General features: G+C 65.5%; 22 protein-coding genes. 12 read left to right on the forward strand and 10 right to left on the reverse strand.

Going from position 1 to position 22,406, the window contains the following annotated elements; all coding sequences use genetic code 11:
- Positions 1-117 precede the first annotated feature (117 nt).
- Complete coding sequence (locus tag IOC61_RS15705; RefSeq protein WP_195689662.1) at positions 118-1,044, forward strand: LysR family transcriptional regulator; 927 nt, start codon at positions 118-120, stop codon at positions 1,042-1,044.
- A 71-nt stretch (positions 1,045-1,115) separates the two neighbouring features.
- Here IOC61_RS15705 and IOC61_RS15710 read toward each other — a convergent pair whose 3' ends face one another.
- A complete protein-coding gene (locus IOC61_RS15710; RefSeq protein WP_195689663.1) occupies positions 1,116-1,544 on the reverse strand; it encodes a host attachment protein in 429 nt (142 codons plus the stop codon).
- A 203-nt stretch (positions 1,545-1,747) separates the two neighbouring features.
- Between IOC61_RS15710 and IOC61_RS15715 the strand changes: the two genes are divergently transcribed.
- Positions 1,748-2,215, forward strand: coding sequence for a hypothetical protein (locus IOC61_RS15715; protein ID WP_195689664.1), 468 nt, complete (start codon positions 1,748-1,750; stop codon positions 2,213-2,215).
- Positions 2,216-2,290: 75 nt separating this feature from the next.
- Here IOC61_RS15715 and IOC61_RS15720 read toward each other — a convergent pair whose 3' ends face one another.
- Positions 2,291-2,683 (reverse strand): VanZ family protein, encoded by a 393-nt coding sequence (locus tag IOC61_RS15720; protein ID WP_195689665.1) that lies wholly within the window; start codon positions 2,681-2,683, stop codon positions 2,291-2,293.
- A complete protein-coding gene (hemE, locus tag IOC61_RS15725) occupies positions 2,676-3,752 on the reverse strand; it encodes a uroporphyrinogen decarboxylase (protein WP_195689666.1) in 1,077 nt (358 codons plus the stop codon). The genes IOC61_RS15720 and hemE overlap by 8 nt, the downstream gene beginning before the upstream one ends.
- Positions 3,753-3,890: 138 nt before the next feature.
- On the opposite strand from hemE, the gene ribA reads away from it, so the two are divergent.
- Positions 3,891-4,535: a GTP cyclohydrolase II gene (ribA, locus tag IOC61_RS15730; protein ID WP_195689667.1), complete on the forward strand. Its 645-nt coding sequence runs from the start codon at positions 3,891-3,893 to the stop codon at positions 4,533-4,535.
- 174 nt (positions 4,536-4,709) lie between these two features.
- Here ribA and IOC61_RS15735 read toward each other — a convergent pair whose 3' ends face one another.
- From IOC61_RS15735 to IOC61_RS15755, 5 genes are all read right to left on the reverse strand, one after another.
- Positions 4,710-6,257 carry a Na+/H+ antiporter NhaC family protein gene (locus tag IOC61_RS15735; RefSeq protein WP_195689668.1) on the reverse strand — a complete coding sequence of 516 codons (1,548 nt, stop codon included), beginning with the start codon at positions 6,255-6,257 and terminating at the stop codon, positions 4,710-4,712.
- Between the two features lie 120 nt (positions 6,258-6,377).
- Positions 6,378-7,148, reverse strand: a complete 771-nt coding sequence (gene djlA, locus IOC61_RS15740) for a co-chaperone DjlA (RefSeq protein ID WP_195689669.1) — start codon at positions 7,146-7,148, stop codon at positions 6,378-6,380.
- The gene (gene dxs, locus IOC61_RS15745) at positions 7,148-9,124 is read right to left on the reverse strand and encodes a 1-deoxy-D-xylulose-5-phosphate synthase (RefSeq protein ID WP_195689670.1); all 1,977 of its coding nucleotides are present in this window, start codon (positions 9,122-9,124) and stop codon (positions 7,148-7,150) included. The genes djlA and dxs overlap by 1 nt, the downstream gene beginning before the upstream one ends.
- Before the next feature lie 16 nt (positions 9,125-9,140).
- On the reverse strand, positions 9,141-10,031 hold the full coding sequence (ispA, locus tag IOC61_RS15750) for a (2E,6E)-farnesyl diphosphate synthase (protein WP_195689671.1): 891 nt from the start codon (positions 10,029-10,031) through the stop codon (positions 9,141-9,143).
- Positions 10,015-10,305 carry an exodeoxyribonuclease VII small subunit gene (locus IOC61_RS15755; RefSeq protein ID WP_195689672.1) on the reverse strand — a complete coding sequence of 97 codons (291 nt, stop codon included), beginning with the start codon at positions 10,303-10,305 and terminating at the stop codon, positions 10,015-10,017. The genes ispA and IOC61_RS15755 overlap by 17 nt, the downstream gene beginning before the upstream one ends.
- A 243-nt stretch (positions 10,306-10,548) precedes the next feature.
- Here IOC61_RS15755 and serA point away from each other — a divergent pair, with 243 nt between their 5' ends.
- The 4 genes from serA to paaX all read left to right on the forward strand — a co-directional run bounded on the left by serA (position 10,549) and on the right by paaX (position 14,747).
- Positions 10,549-11,799, forward strand: a complete 1,251-nt coding sequence (gene serA, locus IOC61_RS15760) for a phosphoglycerate dehydrogenase (RefSeq protein WP_195689673.1) — start codon at positions 10,549-10,551, stop codon at positions 11,797-11,799.
- Positions 11,800-11,970: 171 nt separating this feature from the next.
- Positions 11,971-12,759 carry an enoyl-CoA hydratase gene (locus IOC61_RS15765; protein WP_195689674.1) on the forward strand — a complete coding sequence of 263 codons (789 nt, stop codon included), beginning with the start codon at positions 11,971-11,973 and terminating at the stop codon, positions 12,757-12,759.
- 102 nt (positions 12,760-12,861) lie between these two features.
- A complete protein-coding gene (locus IOC61_RS15770; protein WP_195689675.1) occupies positions 12,862-13,686 on the forward strand; it encodes an IclR family transcriptional regulator in 825 nt (274 codons plus the stop codon).
- Positions 13,687-13,820: 134 nt separating this feature from the next.
- Positions 13,821-14,747 carry a phenylacetic acid degradation operon negative regulatory protein PaaX gene (paaX, locus tag IOC61_RS15775; protein ID WP_195689676.1) on the forward strand — a complete coding sequence of 309 codons (927 nt, stop codon included), beginning with the start codon at positions 13,821-13,823 and terminating at the stop codon, positions 14,745-14,747.
- A 144-nt stretch (positions 14,748-14,891) separates the two neighbouring features.
- On the opposite strand, the gene paaY is transcribed toward paaX, so the two are convergent.
- Together paaY and paaN are read right to left on the reverse strand one after the other, a co-directional pair.
- The gene (gene paaY / locus IOC61_RS15780) at positions 14,892-15,500 is read right to left on the reverse strand and encodes a phenylacetic acid degradation protein PaaY (protein WP_195689677.1); all 609 of its coding nucleotides are present in this window, start codon (positions 15,498-15,500) and stop codon (positions 14,892-14,894) included.
- A 19-nt stretch (positions 15,501-15,519) separates the two neighbouring features.
- A complete protein-coding gene (paaN, locus tag IOC61_RS15785) occupies positions 15,520-17,205 on the reverse strand; it encodes a phenylacetic acid degradation protein PaaN (RefSeq protein WP_195689678.1) in 1,686 nt (561 codons plus the stop codon).
- Between the two features lie 397 nt (positions 17,206-17,602).
- Between paaN and paaF the strand changes: the two genes are divergently transcribed.
- Genes paaF through pcaF form a run of 5 tightly spaced genes read left to right on the forward strand, consistent with a single transcriptional unit; the run spans position 17,603 to position 22,376 of the window.
- Complete coding sequence (paaF, locus tag IOC61_RS15790; protein WP_195689679.1) at positions 17,603-18,376, forward strand: 2,3-dehydroadipyl-CoA hydratase PaaF; 774 nt, start codon at positions 17,603-17,605, stop codon at positions 18,374-18,376.
- A 15-nt stretch (positions 18,377-18,391) separates the two neighbouring features.
- Positions 18,392-19,183 carry a 2-(1,2-epoxy-1,2-dihydrophenyl)acetyl-CoA isomerase PaaG gene (paaG, locus tag IOC61_RS15795; protein ID WP_195689680.1) on the forward strand — a complete coding sequence of 264 codons (792 nt, stop codon included), beginning with the start codon at positions 18,392-18,394 and terminating at the stop codon, positions 19,181-19,183.
- Position 19,184: 1 nt separating this feature from the next.
- Positions 19,185-20,714 carry a 3-hydroxyacyl-CoA dehydrogenase PaaH gene (gene paaH / locus IOC61_RS15800; RefSeq protein WP_195689681.1) on the forward strand — a complete coding sequence of 510 codons (1,530 nt, stop codon included), beginning with the start codon at positions 19,185-19,187 and terminating at the stop codon, positions 20,712-20,714.
- A complete protein-coding gene (gene paaI, locus IOC61_RS15805; protein ID WP_195689682.1) occupies positions 20,707-21,174 on the forward strand; it encodes a hydroxyphenylacetyl-CoA thioesterase PaaI in 468 nt (155 codons plus the stop codon). Before paaH ends, paaI begins: the two co-directional genes overlap by 8 nt.
- Positions 21,171-22,376 carry a 3-oxoadipyl-CoA thiolase gene (gene pcaF / locus IOC61_RS15810; protein WP_195689683.1) on the forward strand — a complete coding sequence of 402 codons (1,206 nt, stop codon included), beginning with the start codon at positions 21,171-21,173 and terminating at the stop codon, positions 22,374-22,376. Before paaI ends, pcaF begins: the two co-directional genes overlap by 4 nt.
- Positions 22,377-22,406 lie beyond the last annotated feature (30 nt).

A 22,406-nucleotide genomic window follows, 5' to 3' on the forward strand; every position in this document is an offset into this window, starting at 1 on the left:
GAATAGAAATCAGGGAAATATTTGGTTTGAATTCTAAGACAGGAGGCGTTATCTGTTAAATGGATTGTATGGATAACCTTTATTTACAGCCTTGATATAGGCCATCGGAGCTTGCCCATGCGTTTTACCCTGCGCCAGCTGGAGGTCTTCGTCGCGGTGGCCCAACACGAGAGCGTGTCCCGAGCGGCTCGTGCCCTGGCGCTCTCCCAGTCTGCCGCCAGCAGTGCCCTCGCCGAGCTGGAGAAGCAGTTCAACTGCCAGTTGCTGGATCGCCACGGTAAGCGCCTGCGCCTCAACGCCCTGGGCTTTCAGCTGCTGCCCAAGGCGGTGGCGCTGCTCGATCGCGCCGAGGAGGTCGAGGAGCTCCTCCACGGCCAGCAGGGCATCGGCGTGCTCGATGTGGGTGCCACCCTGACCATCGGCAACTACCTGGCCACCCTGCTGATCAGCGACTTCATGCAGCGCTACCCCGGCAGCCGGGTCCGCCTGGCGGTGCGCAACACCCGCACCATCGTCGATAGCGTGCGCCACCACCGGCTGGACCTGGGCCTGATCGAGGGCCAGTGTGAGGAGGAGGACGTGATCTCCCAGCCCTGGGTGGAGGATGAGCTGGTGGTGTTCTGCTCACCTCATCACCCACTGGCCACGGCCGGCACGGTGGAGCTGGATCGGCTGCTGCGCGAGGCCTGGATCATGCGTGAGGAGGGGTCGAGCACGCGCCTGACCCTGGAGCAGGCCGCTCGCCATCGGCGCAGGCGCTTCAATGTGCTGCTGGAGCTTGAACACACCGAGGGAATCAAGCGCGCGGTGGAGTCTGGCCTGGGCATCGGCTGTGTCTCCCGGCTCGCGCTGCGGGACGCCTTCCGGCGCGGCAGCCTCGTTCCCATTGCCACGCCGGAGCTGGACCTTAGCCGCCAGTTCACCTTTATCTGGCACCGCCACAAGTATCTGGCCTCCGGCATGCGTGAGTTTCTCAGGCTATGCCGACAGATGACCGAGGGCGCCACCCGTAGCGACCAGATTGACCTGCCGAAGGTGCCCTGAACGCTGCCTTTCAACGACATCGGGCCCGGCAGTGCCGGGCCCGATGGATAGACCTGAGGTCAGTCGAGTGATCAGCGCATATCGCTGACCGCTTCCTGAATATCCTCCGGGTTCGCCTTGGTGAGATCCTTGGTCAGGGAGTGGATCACCAACTTCGCGGTGGGAGCGTCGAGCTTGTCACGGAGCTGACCGAGAAAGCGGCCCGGAGCCACCAGGATCAGCTTTTCCAGGCTGTTGTCGACGCGCGCGCGATAGAGGCGCTCGGCGACCTGCTTGGCGAACACCTGCTCTTCATGGGTGCGCGCCGCACTCTCGCCGCCGGAAGAGCGCGAACTGGTCGACGTCGACTCATGCACGTCGGCGCCGCGATCCGTGACCAGGTCTCCTTCATGCAGTCGGTTCGCCGCATGCACCAGGCTCTCCTGCTCGACCAGCTTGAGCGCGTCACGGGTGAAGATTCGTGCCCGCGCCGCATCCGCCACCACGATATAAGTTGTCATGGTCACTCCTTGATACCGGTGGAACGACGGCCGGCGCCACGCCGGCCGCTCTGGATCAACAATGGCAAGCGCCTTGACGCGGGTCAACCCGCACCGACGGTAAATGGCGACAACTGCAGTGGCGTCTGTTCTGGGGTAGCATTTCCACTGACCGGCAGGGATGCCGGCACACCTATCGCCACGATGTGGCCCGGGAGGCCTCGATGCGTCAGCTACTGTTTCCCCGCCGCCCGCTATCCCGCGGCACCCTGCTCACCTGTCATCTGCTGCTGCAGGGCGGTCTCGCCATCGGTGCAGGGCTGTGGCTCGCCCCCCGCACCCCTTGGCTGGCCACCACCACCTGGCAGGAAAACTGGCCCGTCCTGGCAATGGGCGCCGGCCTGTGGCTGCTGGCCGCCATGCTGCTGCGCCTGGTGGCCGAGCTCTCGCTGCTGCCCCACCATCTGGCCGGCCAGCTCCGGGCCGGCCCGGTCATCACCCGCTCCTGGGAGCGCCGCCCGGCGGTGCATGATCCTCAGTCCGCCTGGACCAGCGAGGCGCGCCCACTGACCGCCACGGACGACGCGGTAGGCAGCCCCCGGGTAACCCGGCCCGCCGAGCCGCTACGCTCCCGCAGCGGCCGCAAGCCCACCCCGGACTCCGCCGACACCCCTTATGACGAGCCTTCATGACGCTCCCCCAGGCCCACCACCGCGCCGCTGAGCCTGCGACCCATCAACCTCGACCAACATCTCTTTGCTGTCTCATCAATCTGGCCGTGCGATGCTCAGCAGCCAGCGCAGGACGGCCAGAAGCAGCACGGCCGTTGCGGCACCGAGTCCATTGGCGAGAATATCGGCCCAGTCGCCACCGCTACGCCCCGGCACCAGAAGCTGGGCAAACTCGATGATGCCTCCGAAGCCGACGACGAGCAGCAGGGTGAGCGGCAGGCGCACGCCGGCCAGGCCGAGCAGCCCCGCCAGACCGGCATAGCCGATGAAGTGATTGAGCTTGTCCCAGGGCAATTGCCTCGGCATCTCGTTACCCGGGGTCAGACTACCGATGACGATAATCAGCGCCGCCACAACGGCCAGCGCCGCCCATAGGCGGCGCCGGTCGTGCAGTCGTCTCAGGCCAGCAAGCCCTGCCCATTCAGCCATGGGAGATATTGCGGTGATAGGCCGGACTCAGGTCGTGCAACGCCTCCATGAAGGCGGTGACGTTATCCGGGTTGGTGAACTGACTGATACCGTGCCCCAGGTTGAAGACATGCCCGGGACCTTCACCGTAGCTCTCCAGGATGCGGCCGACTTCGGCACGAATCGCCGACGGGCGAGCGAACAGCACGTTGGGGTCGAGATTGCCCTGCAGGGCCACCTTGTCGCCCACCCGAGCGCGGGCGCTGGAGAGTTCGGTGCTCCAGTCCAGACCCACCGCATCGGAGCCGGCCTGAACGATCTCCTCGAGCCAGTGGCCGCCGTTCTTGGTAAACAGGATCACCGGTACCCGACGCCCCTCATGCTCACGAATCAGACCGGCGACGATCTGCTCCATGTAGCGCAGCGAGAACTCCAGATAGGCCGGCGTGGTGAGGACACCCCCCCAGGTATCGAAGATCTGCACCGCCTGTGCACCCGCGCGGATCTGGGCGTTGAGGTAGTCGGTCACGGCCGTGGCCAGGGTGTCGAGCAGATCATGCATCACGCTGGGTGTGTCATAGAGCATGGTCTTGACGTGGCGGAAGTCCTTGCTGGAGCTGCCTTCGACCATATAGGTCGCCAGCGTCCAGGGGCTGCCGGAGAAGCCGATCAGCGGTACCCGCCCGTTCAGCTCGCGACGGATGGTGGAGACCGCCCGCATCACGTAGTCGAGATCGCGCTCGGCGTCGGGCGCGCTGAGTGCCGCCACTTCTTCGGCGGTGCGTACCGGCTTGCGGAACTTGGGCCCCTCGCCCGTCTCGAAGTAGAGCCCCAGCCCCATGGCATCGGGAATCGTGAGAATGTCCGAGAAGAGGATCGCGGCATCCAGCGGGAAGCGCTCCAGCGGCTGCAGGGTGACCTCACAGGCCAGATCCTGATTGCGACACAGATCCATGAAGCTGCCGGCGTCGGCGCGGGCGGCGCGGTACTCCGGCAGGTAGCGGCCTGCCTGACGCATCATCCAGACCGGAGTGCGGTCCACCGGCTGACGCGCCAGGGCGCGCAGAAAGCGATCGTTCTTGAGTTCCATGCAGAAGGTCATCCACGATGAAATGTATTCTGCATTGTACCCGATCCATGCGCTCCGGTCGTGAGCCTCGCTCGCCTTCCTGATAGAATGGCGTCCTACTCCAGCGGCGCCGCCCGCGGCCTGATAACGAGGTAACCCGTGACGATTCGCTTTATCGCCGCCTCCCGGCTGCCCACCCCCTGGGCGACCTTCACCATGCACGGTTTCGAAGACGAGGCCACCGGCAAGGATCATATTGCCCTGACACTGGGTGACGTGGCCGCTGGCGAGCCGGTGCTGGGCCGGGTGCACTCGGAGTGCCTGACCGGGGACGCGCTCTTCTCGATGCGCTGCGACTGCGGCTACCAGTTGCAGGAGGCGCTCAAGCGGATCGCCGAGGAGGGACGCGGGGTGCTGTTCTACCTGCGCCAGGAGGGGCGAGGCATCGGGCTGCTCAACAAGATTCGTGCCTACCACCTGCAGGACCAGGGGGCCGATACCGTGGAAGCCAACGAGCGGCTGGGCTTTGCCGCCGACCTGCGCCGCTACGACCTCTGCGTGCCGATGCTCGAACACCTGGGCATCGCCGCCCTGCGGTTGATGACCAACAACCCGCGCAAGGTAGACGCCCTGAGCCGTGCCGGCATCAACGTCGCGGAGCGGGTGCCGCTGACCACCGGCCTCAACCCCCACAACGAGCACTACCTCTCCACCAAGGCCGGCAAGCTGGGGCACATGATGGTGCTGGGCGACTTTACCCCGGTCGAGGAGACCAGCACCGAACGCAAGCCCCCCGAGTACTGACCCCGTCCCATCCTGTCTGCACGGCCAGCCAGTGACGTGTCCGTTCAGCCCCTGCCGTGCATCACCACCGCACCACGAGACATGAAGCCGGGGCCTGAATGGCAAGGCGCCCCCGGCCTGGTAAATGCCGGGGGCGCCTCGACGTTCGCTCGAGCCACCGGGGCTCGCTTCAGTTCACTTGGTCGCCACCCGCTTGCGGGGCGCCCCCCACAGCAGCCTGAGGGCGATGGCAATGGTCAGCAGCACGACCACGCCGCTGGCCCCACCCAGCAGGGCGCTCCCCGTCAGCCCGGCGACGAAGAAGGCCACGATACCCGCACTGCCTGCGGTGATCGCATAGGGAAGCTGGGTGCGTACGTGATCGATATGGTCACAGGATGCCCCGGCAGAGGTGAGGATGGTGGTATCCGAGATGGGCGAGCAGTGATCACCGAAGATGCCCCCACTCAGCACCGCCGCGATGGTCAGCGCCAGCGGCAGGTCCATGGCCGCGGCCACCGGCATGGCGATGGGAATCATGATCGCAAAGGTGCCGTAGGAGGTACCGGTGGTAAAGGCCACCAGTGCCGCGATCACGAACAGCAGCACCGGTACCAGGCTGGGTGACAGGCTCGCTTCGGCCAGTGTCACCAGATAGGCGGCGGTGCCAAGCTCGGAGGTCACGCTGCCGATCGACCAGGCCAGCGTCAGGATGATGTAGACCAGGGTCATGCTCTTGATGCCATCGACCACGATATCCATGGCTTCGCGGAAATCGAACAGCTTCTGCATCATGCCCATGGTCAGGCCAACCACCACGGCCACCAGCGTCGCCAGCAGGATCGACAGCCCGCCCTTGGCATTGCCCACCGCGGTGACCAGGTCATTCTCGGGGAAGTTGCCGGTCCAGAGAAACAGCGGCGGAATCATCACAAGCAGCACGCCGATCGGCACGAGCATATTGCGCTTGCGTGCCTGCTCCTCGTTCACGGCGCTGTCGCTGACGGTATGGCGCTCGGAGGGCGGCATGGCGCCGGCTGCCATTATCTCGCCGGTCGTGCGGGCACGGTGCTCGGCCGCGGCCATGGGGCCGAAGTCCCACTGGGTGATCAGCAGGAAGGCAATCAGCCCGAGCGCCAGCCAGGCATAGAAGTTCAGCGGTATGGTCGACAGGTAGATCAGATACTCGGAGCCACTGGCGCCCATATCGACCAGCTGCGTGCCGATCAACCCCATCACGAACACCACCCAGGTGGATACCGGGCCAAGCAGGCACATCGGCGCCGAGGTGGAGTCGACGATATAGGCCAGCTTTTCCCGGGAGACCTTCATCTTGTCGGTGATCGGGCGCATCACGCTGCCCACGGTCAGGGCGTTGAAGTAGTCCTCGAAGAAGATCAGGATCCCGAGCCCCATGGTGGCTCCCTGGGCGCCGCGCCGCGACGCCACCCGCGCCGAGATCCAGTGCGCAATGGCCTGGGCTCCTCCCGAGCGCTCCAGCACACCGATCAGGACGCCGAAGAGGCCACAGTAGATCAGCACCGTCACGCTCCACTCATCGCCCACGCTGGGGATGATGAAGGCATCGAAGGTGTCATAGAGCCCAGCCGCAGGGTTGCCCCCTGCCAGCATGGTGGCACCCAGCCAGACCCCGCAGAAGAGGGCCGGAATCACGTTGCGCGTCATCAGCGCGAGCGCTATCGCCAGCAACGGCGGCAGCAGGGAAAAGGCACCGAAAGACATGACGGATGCTCTCCTTGGAATCTTGATGGCGTGGTTGGTGGCGTAGTTGGCGCGGCTGGTGATCGATCAAGTCGCGGCCAGCTCACGCCAAAAGGGGGGGATCGGGAAGCCTTCGAAGGTTCAGGCGACGTCGCGCGCCTTGCGGATGCGCTCGTAGGCGTTGCTGATCTCGCTGGTGCGCTCCTTGGCCACCTCGCGCATGCTCTCGGGCAACCCCTTGGCGGCGAGCTTGTCGGGGTGATTCTGGCTCATCAGGCGCCGATAGGCCTTCTTGACCTCGGCGTCACTGGCATCCTCCTCGACCCCCAGCACCCGGTAGGCATCGGCCAGGGTCGGGCCGCTGGCCGCACCACCCCCGGCCTGCTGACCGGCGCCATGCAGCATCGCCTCCACCTGAGCGATCTCCGCCTCGGAGCAGCCGAGTCCGCGCACCACCCGCATCAGCATCTCGCGCTCGGCGGGATGCAGGCGACCGTCGGCGGCGATCGCCGCCAGCTGTACCTGCAGGAATACCTGACGCAACGCGGGCTGGCTTCCCAGCAGGCTGCGCACCTTCGCCAGCTCGGCATCCAGGTCGAAGTCGGCCGCCTTGCCGCGATTGAAGTCGGCCCGGGCCCTGGCACGCTGGGCCTCGTTCAGGCGCAGGCGCTCCCACAGCTGCCGCGAGGCATCCAGCTCATCTTCGGTGACCTGGCCATCGGCCTTGCACAGGCAGCCCATGACCGCGAAGGTCGAGGAGAGAAACTGCGCCTGGGAGGCGGCCAGCTTGCCCAGCATGCTGCGGCGCAGGCGGGCGACGAGCCAGTAGCCGAGCCCGCCACCGACAAGCGCGCCGACGAGCCCTCCGATCAGGTAGCCGAGGCCTGCGCCAATCAGAACGACAAACCACATCAGCGCATCTCCTCTTTCGCGGTGGCGTCGACGGCCACCAGGCGACGCCGAATGGTGGCCTCGATGCCATCGGCATCCAGGGCGCATTCGGCCAGCAGCTCGCCGGGTTTGCCGTGCTCGACGAAGGCGTCGGGCAGGCCGAGATTGAGCACCTCCCTGGAGATCCCCTCGGCGGCCAGCAGCTCGTTGACGGCGCTACCGGCCCCACCGGCCACCACATTCTCCTCCAGGGTCACCAGCAGGTCATGGTCGGCTGCCGCCGCCAGTACCGCCTCGCGATCCAGGGGCTTCACCGAGCGCATATTGAGGTGACTGGCATCGAGTCGCTCGGCCACTTCGGCCGCCGGCGTATTGAGGCTGCCGAAGGCCAACAGGGCCACCCGCCGACCACTCTCGGCGTCGCTCTCGCGGCGCAGCTGCGCCTGCCCGATGGGGGCCGGCTCGAGGTGGGCGGGAATCGCGGTGCCGGGGCCGGTACCCCGCGGGTAGCGAACCGCCGCGGGCCCGGGATGATGATAGGCCGCGCTGAGCATCGCCCGACACTCCGCCTCGTCGGCCGGCGCCAGCACCACCATGCCGGGCACGCAGCGCAGATAGGAGAGGTCGAGGCTGCCGTGGTGGGTAGGGCCATCCTCGCCCACCAGACCGGCACGGTCGATGGCGAAGGTGACATCCAGATCCTGCACCGCCACATCATGGATCAACTGGTCATAGCCACGCTGCAGGAAGGTCGAGTAGATCGCCACCACCGGCTTCATGGCCTCACAGGCCATGCCCGCCGCCAGGGTCACGGCATGCTGTTCGGCGATGGCCACATCGAAGTAGCGATCGGGGTAGGTCTGCGAGAAGCGCACCATATCCGATCCCTCGCGCATCGCCGGGGTGATACCGATCAAGCGCGGATCGGCGGCGGCCATATCGCACAGCCAGTCGCCGAACACGCTGCAATACTTGCGCGGCTTGGGGGGCGGCGTGGAAGCCGCGTCGCTGCGGCCCTGGACGACCGGCTTGAGCGTTGGCGGGGCGGCGTTGTTCTCGCCCTTCTCCAGCTTGGTGATCGCGTGATAGCCGATAGGGTCGGCCTCGGCAGGCAGAAACCCCTTCCCCTTGCAGGTCCTGACATGGAGAAACTGCGGCCCCTCCAGGTCACGCATATTGCGCAGGGTCTGCACCAGCAGCGGCAGGTCGTGACCGTCGATGGGCCCGATATAGTTGAAGCCCATCTCCTCGAACAGGGTGGCCGGGCTGACCATGCCCTTCATGTGCTCCTCGGTGCGGCGTGCCAGCTCCAGCGCTCCGGGCAGATGCGACAGCACCTTCTTGCCGCCCTCGCGCATGGTGGTATAGGGCTTGCTGGTCAGGATGCGCGCCAGATAGCTGGCCATGCCGCCGACGTTCTCGGAGATCGACATCTCATTGTCGTTGAGCACCACCAGCAGGTTGGCATCGACATGACCGGCATGGGCCAGGGCCTCGAAGGCCATCCCCGCGGTCAGGGCGCCGTCGCCAATGACCGCGCAGACCCGCCGCTGCTCGCCGCGGGTGCGGGCGGCCAGGGCCATGCCGAGCGCCGCCGAGATCGAGGTGCTGGAGTGGCCGACACCGAAGGTGTCGAACTCCGACTCGGCGCGCCGCGGGAAGGCGGCCAGCCCACCATGGTGGCGGATATTGGGCATCGCCTCACGGCGCCCGGTAAGGATCTTGTGGGGGTAGGCCTGATGGCCCACGTCCCATACCAGGCGGTCATGGGGCGTCTCCAGCGCCTGGTGCAGGGCCACGGTGAGCTCCACGACGCCGAGGCCGGCCCCGAAGTGCCCCCCGGAGACCCCCACGCTATAGAGCAGGTAGGCGCGCAGCTCATCGGCCACCTGCGCCAGCTGCGCGGTGGACATGGCGCGCAGCGCCGCCGGAGTGTCCAGAGTGTCGAGCAGCGGCGTGGCCGGACGCTCGACGGGAATGTCATCGAACAGCTTCATGTGGGCATCTGTCGTGTCAGTGGTCACGCTCGATCATGTATCGGGCCAGCGCCATCAGCGGGAGGGCGGACTCACCCAGCGGCGCCAGGGCGGCGGCGGCCTCCTCGACCAGCCCCGCCGCCCGGGCACGAGCCCCCTCGAGCCCCAGCAGGCTCGGATAGGTGGGCTTGTCGCGGACGGCATCGGCACCCGAGGCCTTGCCCAGGGTTGCCGTGTCCCCGATCACGTCGAGTACGTCGTCGTGGATCTGGAAGGCCAGGCCGATGGCCCGGGCGTAGGCGTCCAGGGCGTTCAGGCGCGCATCATCCTCGGCCACCGCCACCAGCCCGCCCAGACGCACCGCGGCACGAATCAGCGCCCCGGTCTTGTGGGCGTGCATGGTCGCCAGGGCCGCGACATCAGGGTGGCCGCCAACGGCCTCGAGGTCCAGGGCCTGGCCGGCCACCATGCCATCGCGCCCCGATGCCTCGGCGAGGATGGCGATCATCGCCGCCAACCGGGGATGCCGGGAGCGGGCAATCACCTCGAAGGCGAGCGATTGCAGCGCATCACCGGCGAGGATCGCCGCGGCCTCGTCATAGGCGCGGTGCACGGTCGGCTGGCCACGGCGCAGATCATCGTCGTCCATGGCCGGCAGGTCGTCGTGAACCAGCGAGTAGGCATGGATCAGCTCGATGGCCATGGCCGGGGCATCGAGGGCATCATCATCGGCGCCCAGGGCGCGGCCGGCGGCATACACCAGCACCGGGCGCAGCCGCTTGCCCCCCACCAGCACGCCGTGGCGCATGGCGGCCTCGAGCCGCGGGGCGGGAGCGGCACGCTCGGCGAACAGTGCCTCCAGGCACGCATCCACGCGCGCACGATCCGCGGCCAACGCGGTCGTCAGGGTCTCAGCGTTCACTGTCATCCTCCGACGGCGGTGTGAAGGGCTCGAGCTCGATACCGCCCTGGGCGCCCTCGGTCAGGGCACGCACCTTGAGTTCCGCCTCGTCGAGGCGACGCTGGGCATCGCGCGTCAATCGCACCCCCTCCTCGAAGGCGGCAAGCGACTCTTCCAGCGACAGCTCGCCGGACTCCAGACGCGCCACCAGCCCCTCGAGCCGCTCGACGGTGGCGGCGAAGTCCGTGGACGAGGCGTCATCGGCCTGTGGTTCCCGGGACCGCTCGTTGCGCTCAGCCATGGTGCTCCTTTACCGCCCCCGATAGTCAGAAAGAGTTCGTTCAAGGGGCGACAGTATACACGCTCTCCCCGGGGGGTCGTCTCCCCACCGCTTGCCGGCCCAAGGATCGCCATGAACTTGCGCCTGACTCATATGAGCAGCGCAGCATTTTCATCCTGGCTCATCCGAAGGCTGTGATACGATAGCCGCCTCACCAGTTTCTGACACAGCATGCGGCTCGCGCCGGAAGGGGTTGATTCGACCATGGCAAAGACGTCCCTGGACAAGAGCAAGATCAAGATCCTGCTTCTCGAGGGCATCCACCAGACCGCGGTGGACAATCTTCGCAACGCCGGGTACTCGAATATCGAGCACCTGCCCACCTCACTGGATGAAGCCGCGCTGATCGAGAAGATCCGTGACGTGCACTTCATCGGCATCCGTTCGCGCACCCAGCTCAACGAGCGGGTGTTTGCCGCCGCCGAGAAGCTGGTGGCCGTGGGCTGTTTCTGCATTGGCACCAATCAGGTCGACCTCGATGCCGCCCTGGCGCGCGGTATCCCGGTATTCAACGCGCCCTACTCCAATACCCGCTCGGTGGCCGAGCTGGTGCTGGCCGAGGCGATCATGCTGCTGCGCGGCATCCCCGAGAAGAGCGCCCGTGCCCACGAAGGCGGCTGGCTCAAGAGCGCCAAGAACTCCCACGAGGCCCGCGGCAAGACCCTGGGCATCGTCGGCTATGGCAGCATCGGCTCCCAGCTCTCGGTGCTCGCCGAGTCACTGGGCTTCGACGTCATCTACTACGATGTGGTCGCCAAGCTGGGCATGGGCAACGCCCGCCAGGTCGGCAGCCTCGAGGAGCTGCTGGCGAAGGCGGATGTGGTCAGCCTGCATGTCCCCGACCTGCCCTCCACTCGCTGGATGATCGGCGCCGAGCAGATCGCCTGCATGAAGCCGGGGGGCATCCTGATCAATGCCTCCCGCGGCAGCGTGGTGGTGATCGAGCCCCTGGCCGAGGCGATTCGCGAGGGGCGCCTCAACGGTGCCGCCGTGGATGTCTTCCCGGTCGAGCCCAAGGGCAATGACGAGGAGTTCGAGAGCCCGCTGCGCGGCCTGCCCAATGTCATCCTGACCCCGCATATCGGTGGCTCGACCCTGGAGGCACAGGAGAATATCGGCATCGAGGTCTCCGAGAAGCTGGCGACCTACTCCGATAACGGCACCACCGTCACCTCGGTCAACTTCCCCGAAGTGGCACTGCCGTCTCACCCGGGCAAGCACCGCCTGCTGCATATCCACGACAACGTGCCTGGCGTCATGTCGGAGATCAACCGCGTGCTCTCCGAGAACAGCATCAACATCGCCGGCCAGTACCTGCAGACCAACGAAAAGGTCGGCTACGTGGTCATCGATGTGGACAAGGCCTACGGCCCCCAGGCGCTGGACGCCCTGCGCCAGGTGGAGCACACCCTCAAGGTACGCGTGCTCTACTCCGAGGGTGGCCAGGACATCTGATCCCGTCACACCAGCCCGGTACCGCACTCCTCGCCGCCGCGTCTTCCCGACGCGGCGGCTTGCGTTTGGAGGCAGGACAGGCTCTCCCTTGGTCGATATGCGCAAGCACAGCCAGGTGCGTTAGGCTGTGGCACGGTTCTCACGGTACCCGAACAACAACAGGAGACTCCCATGAGCGAAACGACCCCACCGGTGCTGCGCCACGATGCCGAAGGCGTGACCACCCTGACCCTCAACCGCCCGGGAAGCTTCAACGCGCTCTCCGAGGAGATGCTCGAGGCGCTGGGCACCGAGCTCGAGCAGCTGGCCGACGACGGCGCCGTGCGTTGCGTGGTACTCGCCGCCGAGGGGCGCGCCTTCTGCGCCGGCCACGATCTCAAGCAGATGCGCGCCCACGGTGACGACCGCGACTACTTCCAGGCACTCTTCACCCGCTGCGCCAAGGTGATGCAGGCCATCGTCGAGTTGCCGGTACCGGTGATCGCCCGGGTTCAGGGCATCGCCACCGCGGCGGGCTGCCAGCTGGTGGCGAGCTGCGACCTGGCGGTGGCGGCACGCTCGGCACGCTTCGCCGTCTCCGGCATCAACGCCGGGCTGTTCTGCTCCACCCCGGCGGTGGCCCTGTCGCGCAACGTGGCCCGCAAGTACGCCATGGAGATGCTGCTTACCGGCGAGTTCATCGACGCCGACACCGCCCGCGACTGGGCGCTGATCAATCGCGTCGCCGATGACGAGCGGCTCGACGAGGCAGTCGCCGAGCTTGCCACCAGCATCTGCGCCAAGAGCGCGGTGGCGGTACGGACCGGCAAGGCGATGTTTCAGCGCCAGCTGCGCATGCCCCTGGACGAGGCCTACACCTTCGCCGGCGATGTGATGGCCGGCAACATGCTGGCGGAGGACGTCGCCGAAGGCATCGATGCCTTTATCGAGAAGCGCCGCCCCGTATGGCAGGACCGCTGACCCCTGCGCCAAGGGTTAATGGAAGCGATTTCCGAAGGCACGACAGACACCTGTCGACAAGGTATCCTGTGCCGGCGAAGCCAAGCCATAAGGAGCAGCAGGGTGAGTGAAGTGAAGCGCAGAACGGCGGGGCGTCCCGCGGGGTCGGGCAAGGCCAGCGGCGGCCATAGCCAGTCGCTGGTGCGCGGCCTCAACCTTCTGGAGCGCCTGGCCGGGCACCCCGGAGGCCTGGCACTCTCGGAGCTCGCCGAACAGGCCGAGCTGGCCCCCTCCACCACCCATCGCCTGCTGCAGGCGCTGCAGAGCCAGGGATTCATCACCCAGGATAGCGAGCTGGGCGTGTGGAAGATCGACGTCAAGACCTTTCGCATCGGCAACAGCTTCCTCGAAGCCCGAGACTTCGTCGGCACCAGCCGCCCCTTCCTGCGCCGGCTCACCGACCAGACCGGCGAAACGGCCAACCTCGGCATACGCGACGGCGGCACCGCGGTGTTCCTCGCCCAGAGCGAGTCGCCGCAGATGATGCGCATGATCACCCGTCTCGGCTCCCGTGCCCCGCTACACGCCTCCGGGGTGGGCAAGGCCCTGATGGCCTGGCTGCCCGAGGAGGAGCTCGAGCGGGTCCTCACCGAGCGCGGCCTGTCTCGAGTCACCGAGAACACCCTGCACACCCCCGAAAGCCTGCGCGACGGGCTGGCGGAGATTCGCCAGCTGGGTTTCGCCTGCGACCGCGAGGAGCACGCCATCGGCCTGCACTGCGTGGCCGCCTGCATCCACGATGAGCACGGCACCCCGCTGGCCGCCCTCTCGGTCTCCGGTCCGGTAGCGCGTATCCCGGAAGCACGCCTGCTGGAGCTGGGTGCCCTGGTGCGCGATACCGCCGCGGAGATTACCGCCCGGCTGGGCGGGCAAGTGCCGGAGGCTTGAGCCGAAAATCGATACCTCACGCTCGCTTAAGATCTAATAAGCGGTATCATGATAGAGAAAGCGTGCCGCGGTGATAAACCACACCACCTGGCCACTCACCGCGGAACTCATCAGGCAAGCCTCAGGATCCCGACATGCCCTCCGCTAGCGAATGCGTCCTTGCTCTCATCGATGACTTTCAGCAACGCCGCCCGATTCGTGCTGGCTCGCTGATCATCACTGTCTACGGTGATGCCATCGTTCCCCGCGGCGGCACCGTCTGGCTGGGAAGTCTATCGAAGCTGGTAGAGCCTATCGGGATCAACGAGCGTCTGGTACGCACCTCAGTCTATCGGCTGACACAAGAAACCTGGTTGCAGGGAGAAAAGGTTGGCCGGCGTAGCTACTACAGCCTGAGCGGGCCAGGCCAGCGCCGCTTCGACCAGGCCTTCAAGCGAGTCTATCATGGCACTCAAAGGCCATGGACAGGCCAGTGGACCCTGGTTCTATTGAGTCAGTTGAGCACGACACGCCGCCAAAAGGTGCGAGAAGAGCTGGAGTGGCTGGGGTTTGGTCACTTTGCTACAGGACTGCTAGCCCATCCGATCCTGTCCCCTAGCGAGGCACTCGGCGCCCTTCAGGAACTCGGCGATGCCGATGACGCCATCATCATGCAGACCGAAGCCCTAGAGCCGATAGCCAGCAGACCGCTACGTCTACAAGTGAGAGAGAGCTGGAACCTCGACGAACTGGCCGAGCACTATCAGCGCTTTCTGGCACTCTTCCGGCCGCTCTGGAAAGCGCTTAACGAGGAAAACCACCTCAGTGAAAGGGATTGCTTCATCGCTCGCACTCTGCTGATTCACGAGTATCGCCGGGTACAGTTGCGCGACCCTCAGCTCCCGGATGAGCTACTCCCTACTGCGTGGGAAGGCCGCAACGCCTACCAGCTTTGCCGAAATATCTACCGAATGATCTACCGCCGTGCCGAGAACTGGCTCGACCGCCACCTGGAGACCGCGGAAGGGCCACTGCCCGCCCCCGGCCCCAGCTTCTACCGACGCTTCGGCGGGCTGGAGTAGACTCGGCCAGCGCAGCCAGCCCTCTCGTTCCCATACCAATGCCCCCTGCTATAGCCTCATAGCAGGGGGCTGTACCGTTGCTGCTGCCAGTTCCCGGCGAGGGGCCGGGTCACACAACCCGACGACTGTTCGTCGGGCTCAGGTTCATGACTCCTTGCCCAAAGACTGCTGCTTGGGCTGAGTATCCCCCGCCTGCAGCCTTGGACGGTTAGCATCCAGCTCTGTCAGCGGTTCGCAAGGCTCCAGGCTGTCGCGACATCGCTCGGTCAGGCGCTGATACTCTCGGGTACCCTGCTGCTTCCAGGCCACTTCCTGATCGGAGAGTTCGCGTTTGACCTTGGCCGGCGCCCCCATCACCAGCGACTGGGGAGGGCACTCGAAGCCGGTCTTGACGAAGGCTGCCGCGGCGACGATGGAGCGAGTGCCGATCACGGCGTAGTCCATCACGACGGCATTCATGCCGACCATGGCGTCCTGCCCCACAATGCAGCCATGCAGCACGGCACCATGGCCAATATGGCCATTCTTCTCCACCCGCGTGACACAGCCAGGAAAACCATGCATCACGCAGGTATCCTGCAGATTGGCCCCCTCCTCCAGCACCAGTTGACCAAAGTCGCCGCGCATCACCGCACCGGGTCCCACATAGCAGCCGGGACCGACGATAACATCACCGATCAGCACCGCCGTGGGGTGAACATAGGCGGTGGGGTGTACCACCGGGGTCACCCCCTCGAGTCGATAGCAAGGCATATTTCTCTCCCCTCTCAGTTCAGCTGGATGAGTCCAGCTGGCCATGGCGGCGACTCTGAACCACCACGAAACGAGAAGCCACGAAGGCCTGGTCGCACAGCGAGGCGTTGGCCGCCGGATTGCCCCCGGTCGCATGGAAGTCGCTGAAGGCAGCGGACTGGTTGACCAGGATACCCCCGTCCAGATTGAGCGACAGCGGCACCGCCACCTCCATGGCCAGCTCCTCGAACCGGTCGGCGACCTCATCATCGGTAGTATAGGCACCGAAGGTGATGGCTCCTTTCTCGCCAATCACATCGCGGGCCAGCTCGATGCTATGCGCGGTGCTGTCAGTGGCGATCAAAAAGCCGATCGGGCCGAAGCGCTCCTCACTGAAAGCGTCGCGCTGGCTGGCATCCACCTTGAGCAGCAGCGGTGTATGGATACGCGCCTCGGGATACCGAGCATGCTGGCGCGGCTCGCTGTCCAGCAGCACCTCCCCCAGGCCACGACACTCCTCGATACGGGCGGCAGTGGCTGGCGTCTGGATAGCGCCCAGCACGGTACAGGCACGCTCATTATCGGCGAGGAATGCCTTGATGGCCTCGGACAGAGCACCGGCCACCTCATCGAAGGTGAGCCTGCCTTCAGGCGTCTGGATACCATCGCGGGGTAAATAGATGGCCTGGGGTGTGGTGCACATCTGGCCAGAGTAAAGGCTGAGGCTGAAAGCAAGGTTCTGGGCCACCGGCTCGATCCGCTCGAGGCTGTCGATGATGATGGTGTTGATGCCGGCCTTCTCAGTGAAGACTCGTGCCTGGGTGGCATTATGTTCCAACCACTCGCCGAAGGCACTGGAGCCGGTGAAGTCGATAAGTTTCACGGCTGGATCGAGGGCCAGCTCCTTGGCGACTGGAGCATCTGGACTGTCCGGCATCAGGCTCACCAGACAGGGGTCGAAGCCGGCCTCCTCGAGCACCTCCTGGGCGACGCGAGCGGTTATCGCCAACGGCAGGACGGCTCCTGGATGGGGCTTGAGGATCACCGGGTTACCGGTGGCCAGGCTGGCAAACAGGCCTGGATAGGTGTTCCAGGTGGGGAAGGTGGAGCAGGCCACCACCAGGGAGATGCCGCGGGGGACGATATGGTAGCGCTTGTCGAGTACCAGGGGGTCACGCTTGCCCTGGGGCTTGACCCACCTGGCCGTAGCCGGCACCTCTGACATCGCCTGCCAGGCGTAGGTCACGGCCTCGAGCCCCCGGTCCTGGGCGTGGGGCCCACCGGCCTGAAAGGCCATCAACGGTCCCTGCCCACTGGTATGGCTCACTGCCTGGGCGATCTCCGGACTCATGGCATTCAGACGCGCCAGGACCTCCAGACAGACGCCCACTCGTGCCTCGGCACCGGCGTCGCGCCAGGCCGGCATGGCGGCCTGCATGGACGCGATCAGCGCATCGCGCTGGGGCTGATCGTAGGTCACCCCCAGCTCAAAACCGTAGGGAGAGACCTCACTTCCGACCCGGCCCGCCACGCCCGGGACCTTGAGAGAGAAATGCCGGTTGAGGAGCGCCTCAAAGTGCTGCGGCGCCGCCTTCACCGCCTCTTCTGGGTACTGCTTGATGCTCTCCGGATAAGGCGTCCAGAACTTCCGAGTGGCGACAGCCTCGAGGGACTGCTCGAGGATCTCGCGATGGCGCTCGAACAACTGCTGGGCTTGCTGTGACATGCTGGCTCCTGCGCAGCGGGAGGCTGCATCCGATACGATTTAAAAGATGAAGCTACCCATAGCGTAACGAAACATCAAACCCAGGCTCACACCCCACAGCTTGAAAAGCCTGCAATAAAAAATAAATTTCAAATAAAAACAATATCTTAATCAATATTATATGATCATGACCGACATGGTACGACCATGGTATAACCTCACTGTCCAGACAGGACACTTCTTGCCGCAACCCTCTGAAAGTTAGACATTTTCAATACCGTCACCCTCAAACACGATACACCAAGACAATGTGCATCGATTTGATGCGTATCAAAATAAACCTATACTCGCTCCTATTGTTAACCTTGAAGGGCGGCGGTGCGCTGCCGCATCCATGCCGTGCCAGAGTGAGGTCACCATGCCGAATCACCTGATCGTTGAGGGACCGCAACTAGGAGTGCTGTCCATCAAACTGCATCGCCCAGAGGCTCTGAATGCCCTTAATACTGCCCTGTTGGCAGAGTTAGCCGACACTCTAATCGCTGCCCAGGATGACGCCGAGGTGCGCACTGTGGTGATAACCGGCAGTCGACGCGCCTTCGCCGCCGGCGCCGACATCAAGGAGATGGCCGAGCGCGACCTGGTGGGCATGCTGGAAGATCCACGCCAGCGGCATTGGTCCACCATCACACGCTTCAGCAAACCAATTATCGCCGCAGTAAACGGTTTCTGCCTGGGCGGTGGCTGCGAACTGGCCATGCATGCCGACATCCTGATCGCCGGCGAGGACGCCCGCTTCGGCCAACCCGAGATCAACCTCGGCATCATGCCCGGTGCCGGCGGCACCCAGCGCCTGGTGCGTGCCGTGGGCAAGGCCCTGGCCACCCAGATGGTGCTCACCGGCGAGCCGATCAGCGCTCGCCGCGCCCTGGAAGCTGGCCTGGTCAGCGAAATCACCCAACCCGAGCTGACGGTGGAGCGCGCCATCGCCGTGGCCGAAACCATCGCTGCCAAGGCTCCTCTCGCAGTGCGACTGGCCCGGGAGGCCCTGCACAAGGCAGAGGATACCGACCTGGCTACCGGTCTTCGCTTCGAGCGCCATGCTTTTACCCTGCTGGCCGGCACCAAAGATCGCGAGGAGGGCATTCATGCCTTCCAGGAAAAACGCCCCGCCACCTTCAACGGGCACTGATACAGGACATTGATCATGAGTGAAGCGCCCCTGCTCTATTCCGTGGAAGACGGTGTCGCCCGCATTACCTTGAACCGACCCGACAGCCTCAACAGCTTCAACGCCGAGATGCATGCCGAGATGCGCCAGGCACTCAAGGCCGTGCGTCAGGACGAGAGCGTGCGCGCCCTGTTGTTGACCGGCAACGGTCGTGGCTTCAGCGCAGGCCAGGATCTGTCCGACCGCAACGTGGCCCCCGGCGCCGAGGCTCCCGACCTGGGGGAGTCCCTGGAGAAGCGCTACAACCCCATGCTGCGCACCATCCGCGACCTGCCGATTCCCACCATCTGTGCGGTGAACGGCGTTGCCGCAGGCGCCGGGGCCAATATTGCCCTGGCATGTGACATCGTGCTGGCGGCCCGCTCGGCCAGCTTTATTCAGGCCTTCTGCAAGATTGGCCTGATCCCCGACTCCGGCGGTACCTGGTCACTTCCTCACCTGGTAGGCATGGCCCGCGCCAAGGGGCTGGCAATGTTGGGTGACAAGCTCAGCGCCGAGCAGGCCGAGCAGTGGGGCATGATCTGGAAGGTTGTCGACGACGACTCTCTACAGGATGAGTCCCGTGCTCTGGCCCGTCATCTGGCTACTCAGCCGACTCGTGGCCTGGCATTGATCAAGCGCGCCCTGCACGCCAGCACCGACAACAGCTTCGATGCACAGCTGGATCTCGAGCGCGACCTGCAGCGACTCGCCGGCCGCACGGACGACTACCGAGAGGGCGTCAGCGCCTTCATGGACAAACGCCAGCCCAATTTCAAGGGGGAGTGAAATGCCAGCCCTCGCACCCAGCGACATTATCGCCGTGATCGGTGCTGGCGCCATGGGCGCCGGCATAGCCCAGGTGGCTGCCCAGGCTGGTCATCCGGTGCGCCTCCATGACAATCGTGAAGGAGCAGCTCAGTCCGGTATAGACGGCGTGCGCCACCAGCTCGAGAAGCGTGTGGCCCGAGGCAAGATGGCCCAGGATGACGTGGAGACAATTATCGCGCGCATGACACCGGCCGCCACTCTTGCCGAGCTGGCCGATAGCCGACTGGTAATCGAGGCGATCGTCGAGAGTCTCGAGGTCAAGCGCCAGGTCTTCGCCGAGCTCGAGTCAGTGTGTGGCCCCGAAACCCTGCTGACCAGCAACACCTCCTCGCTGTCGATCACCTCCATCGCCGCCGGCCTGGAGCGCCCCGAGCGGTTGGCGGGTATGCACTTCTTCAACCCCGCGCCGGTCATGAAACTGGTCGAGGTGATCTCGGGGCTGGCTACCGAAGCCGAAGTCGCCGAGACCCTCTACGCCACCGCCGAGGCCTGGGGCAAGGTACCGGTCCACGCCAGCTCCACCCCAGGCTTCATCGTCAACCGGGTGGCGCGCCCCTTCTACGCCGAGGGGCTACGCCTGATGCAGGAGGGTGCCGCGACCCCTGCCACCTTGGATGCCCTGCTGCGCCAGGCCGGCGGCTTTCGCATGGGCCCCTTCGAGCTGATGGACCTGATCGGCCACGACGTCAACTACGCCGTGACCCGCTCGGTATTCGACGCCTACTACGGCGACACCCGCTTCGAGCCTTCACTGGTGCAGCAGGCGCTGGTCGAAGCCGGCCGACTGGGCCGCAAGAGTGGCCAGGGGTTCTACGACTATCGAGAAGGCGCCGAGAGCGCTGTCCCCAATGCTGCCTCACCGGTAGAAGCCGACCTGCCGCCGCTGATCATCGAGGGCCAGGCGGGCAATATCGCCCCGCTGGTGACCCGCGCCGAGCAGGCAGGACTCGAGATCGTTCGCCGCGAGAGCATCTCCGGCCAGCCTCGCCTGCGCCTCGGCGGCCTGACGCTGGCCCTGAGCGATGGTCGCTGCGCCACCGAACGCGCCTGTGACGAGGGTCTCGAGGCCCTGGTCCTGTTCGACCTCTGCCTTGACTACAACAGCGCCAGCGCCATCGCCCTGGCGGCAAGCCCTGGCGTCGATGCCGAGAGTCACGACCTGGCCACGGCACTCTTCCAGCGCCTGGGCATGGAGGTCTGCTGGCTGACCGATACCCCCGGCCTGGTAGTGCTGCGCACCGTGGCCATGCTGGCCAACGAGGCCGCCGACGCCGTACTGCAAGGGGTGTGCAGCGCCCAGGACTGCGACCGCGCCATGCAGGCCGGCCTTAACTATCCCCGTGGACCGCTGGCCTGGGCCGACGGCCTGGGACTCGACTTCGTGCACCGCACCCTGAGCCACCTGCAGCAGAGTTACGGTGAGGAGCGCTATCGCGCCTCCTTCCTGCTACGCCGCCAGGCCCTGGCCGGGAGCTGCTTCCATGAATAAAAGTGAACTGAGCCCCCAGCAGCTGGCGGAAGCCTGTGCCGACGCCATGTTCTCTCGCGACGGCGCCAGCCAGGGCCTGGGCATGCGCATCGTGAGCGTAGCACCCGGCCGGGCCGTGATTACCATGACCGTACGCCAGGACATGGTGCAAGGGCACGGCAATTGTCACGGCGGCTTTATCTTCGCCCTGGCCGACTCCGCCTTTGCCTTCGCCTGCAATACCTATGATGAAGCCACCGTGGCTTCGGGCTGCAGCATCGACTATCTAGGCCCCGGCCAGCTGGGCGACACCCTTACCGCCACCGCCGAGGAGCGCAGCCGAGGCGGGCGCACCGGCATCTACGACATCACCGTGCGCAATCAGCACGACCAGGAGGTCGCCCTGTTTCGCGGCCGCTCCTACAAGATCCGCGGCACCGTACGCCGCCTGGAAGACACCGCCGCTGGAGAGACCCAATGAAAGACGCCTATATCATCGATGCCATCCGCACCCCCATCGGCCGCTATGGTGGCGTCCTCTCCCCGGTGCGGGCCGACGACCTGGGCGCCGTACCCATGCGGGCCTTGATGGAGCGTAACTCTTCGGTGGATTGGTCCCAGGTGGACGATCTCTTCTATGGCTGCGCCAACCAGGCCGGTGAGGACAACCGCAACGTGGCTCGCATGTCGGCACTGCTTGCCGGGCTGCCGGTGCAAGTCCCAGGCACCACCCTCAATCGTCTGTGTGGCTCCGGCATGGATGCTATCGGCAATGCTGCCCGCACCATCAAGGCGGGTGAGGCAGGCTTGATGATCGCCGGTGGCGTCGAGTCCATGTCTCGAGCCCCGTTCGTGATGGGCAAGGCCGAAAAGGCTTACTCACGCAGCGCCGAGATCCACGACACCACCATCGGCTGGCGTTTCGTCAATCGCCAGATGAAGACCCAGTTCGGCATCGACTCCATGCCGGAAACCGCCGAGAACGTGGCCGAGCAGTTCAATATCTCCCGCGAGGACCAGGACGCCTTCGCCCTGCGCAGTCAGCAGCGCACCGCCGCCGCCATGCAGGCCGGTCGCCTGGCCGAGGAGATCGTCCCCGTCGAGGTCCCGCGCCGTAAGCAGGAGCCCCTGGTCGTCGATACTGATGAGCACCCACGTGCGTCGACCACCCTGGAACAGCTGGCCAAGTTACCCACGCCATTCCGCGAGGGTGGCAGCGTCACCGCCGGCAATGCCTCCGGTGTCAACGACGGTGCCTGCGCCCTGCTGCTGGCCTCGCCCGAACAGACCGAGCGCTTCGCTCTCAAGCCCCGAGCCCGAGTGGTTGGCATGGCGACTGCCGGCGTCGAGCCCCGCATCATGGGCTTCGGCCCGGCTCCGGCCAGCCGCAAGGTGCTCGCCCAGACCGGTCTGACCCTCGAACAGATGGACGTGATCGAGCTCAACGAAGCCTTCGCTGCCCAGGCTCTGGCGGTGACCCGTGACCTCGGCCTCCCCGACGACGCTGAGCACGTCAATCCCAACGGCGGTGCCATTGCCCTGGGCCATCCGCTGGGCATGAGCGGTGCTCGTCTAGTAACCACCGCCCTGCATGAACTCGAACGCCGGCAGGGACACTATGCGCTTTGCACCATGTGCATTGGCGTGGGTCAAGGTATCGCCCTGATCATCGAACGCCTTTAAGCGCACATTACAACAACCCCTGCGACCGGA

The organism is Halomonas sp. KAO, from assembly GCF_015595025.1.
GTDB lineage: Bacteria > Pseudomonadota > Gammaproteobacteria > Pseudomonadales > Halomonadaceae > Halomonas.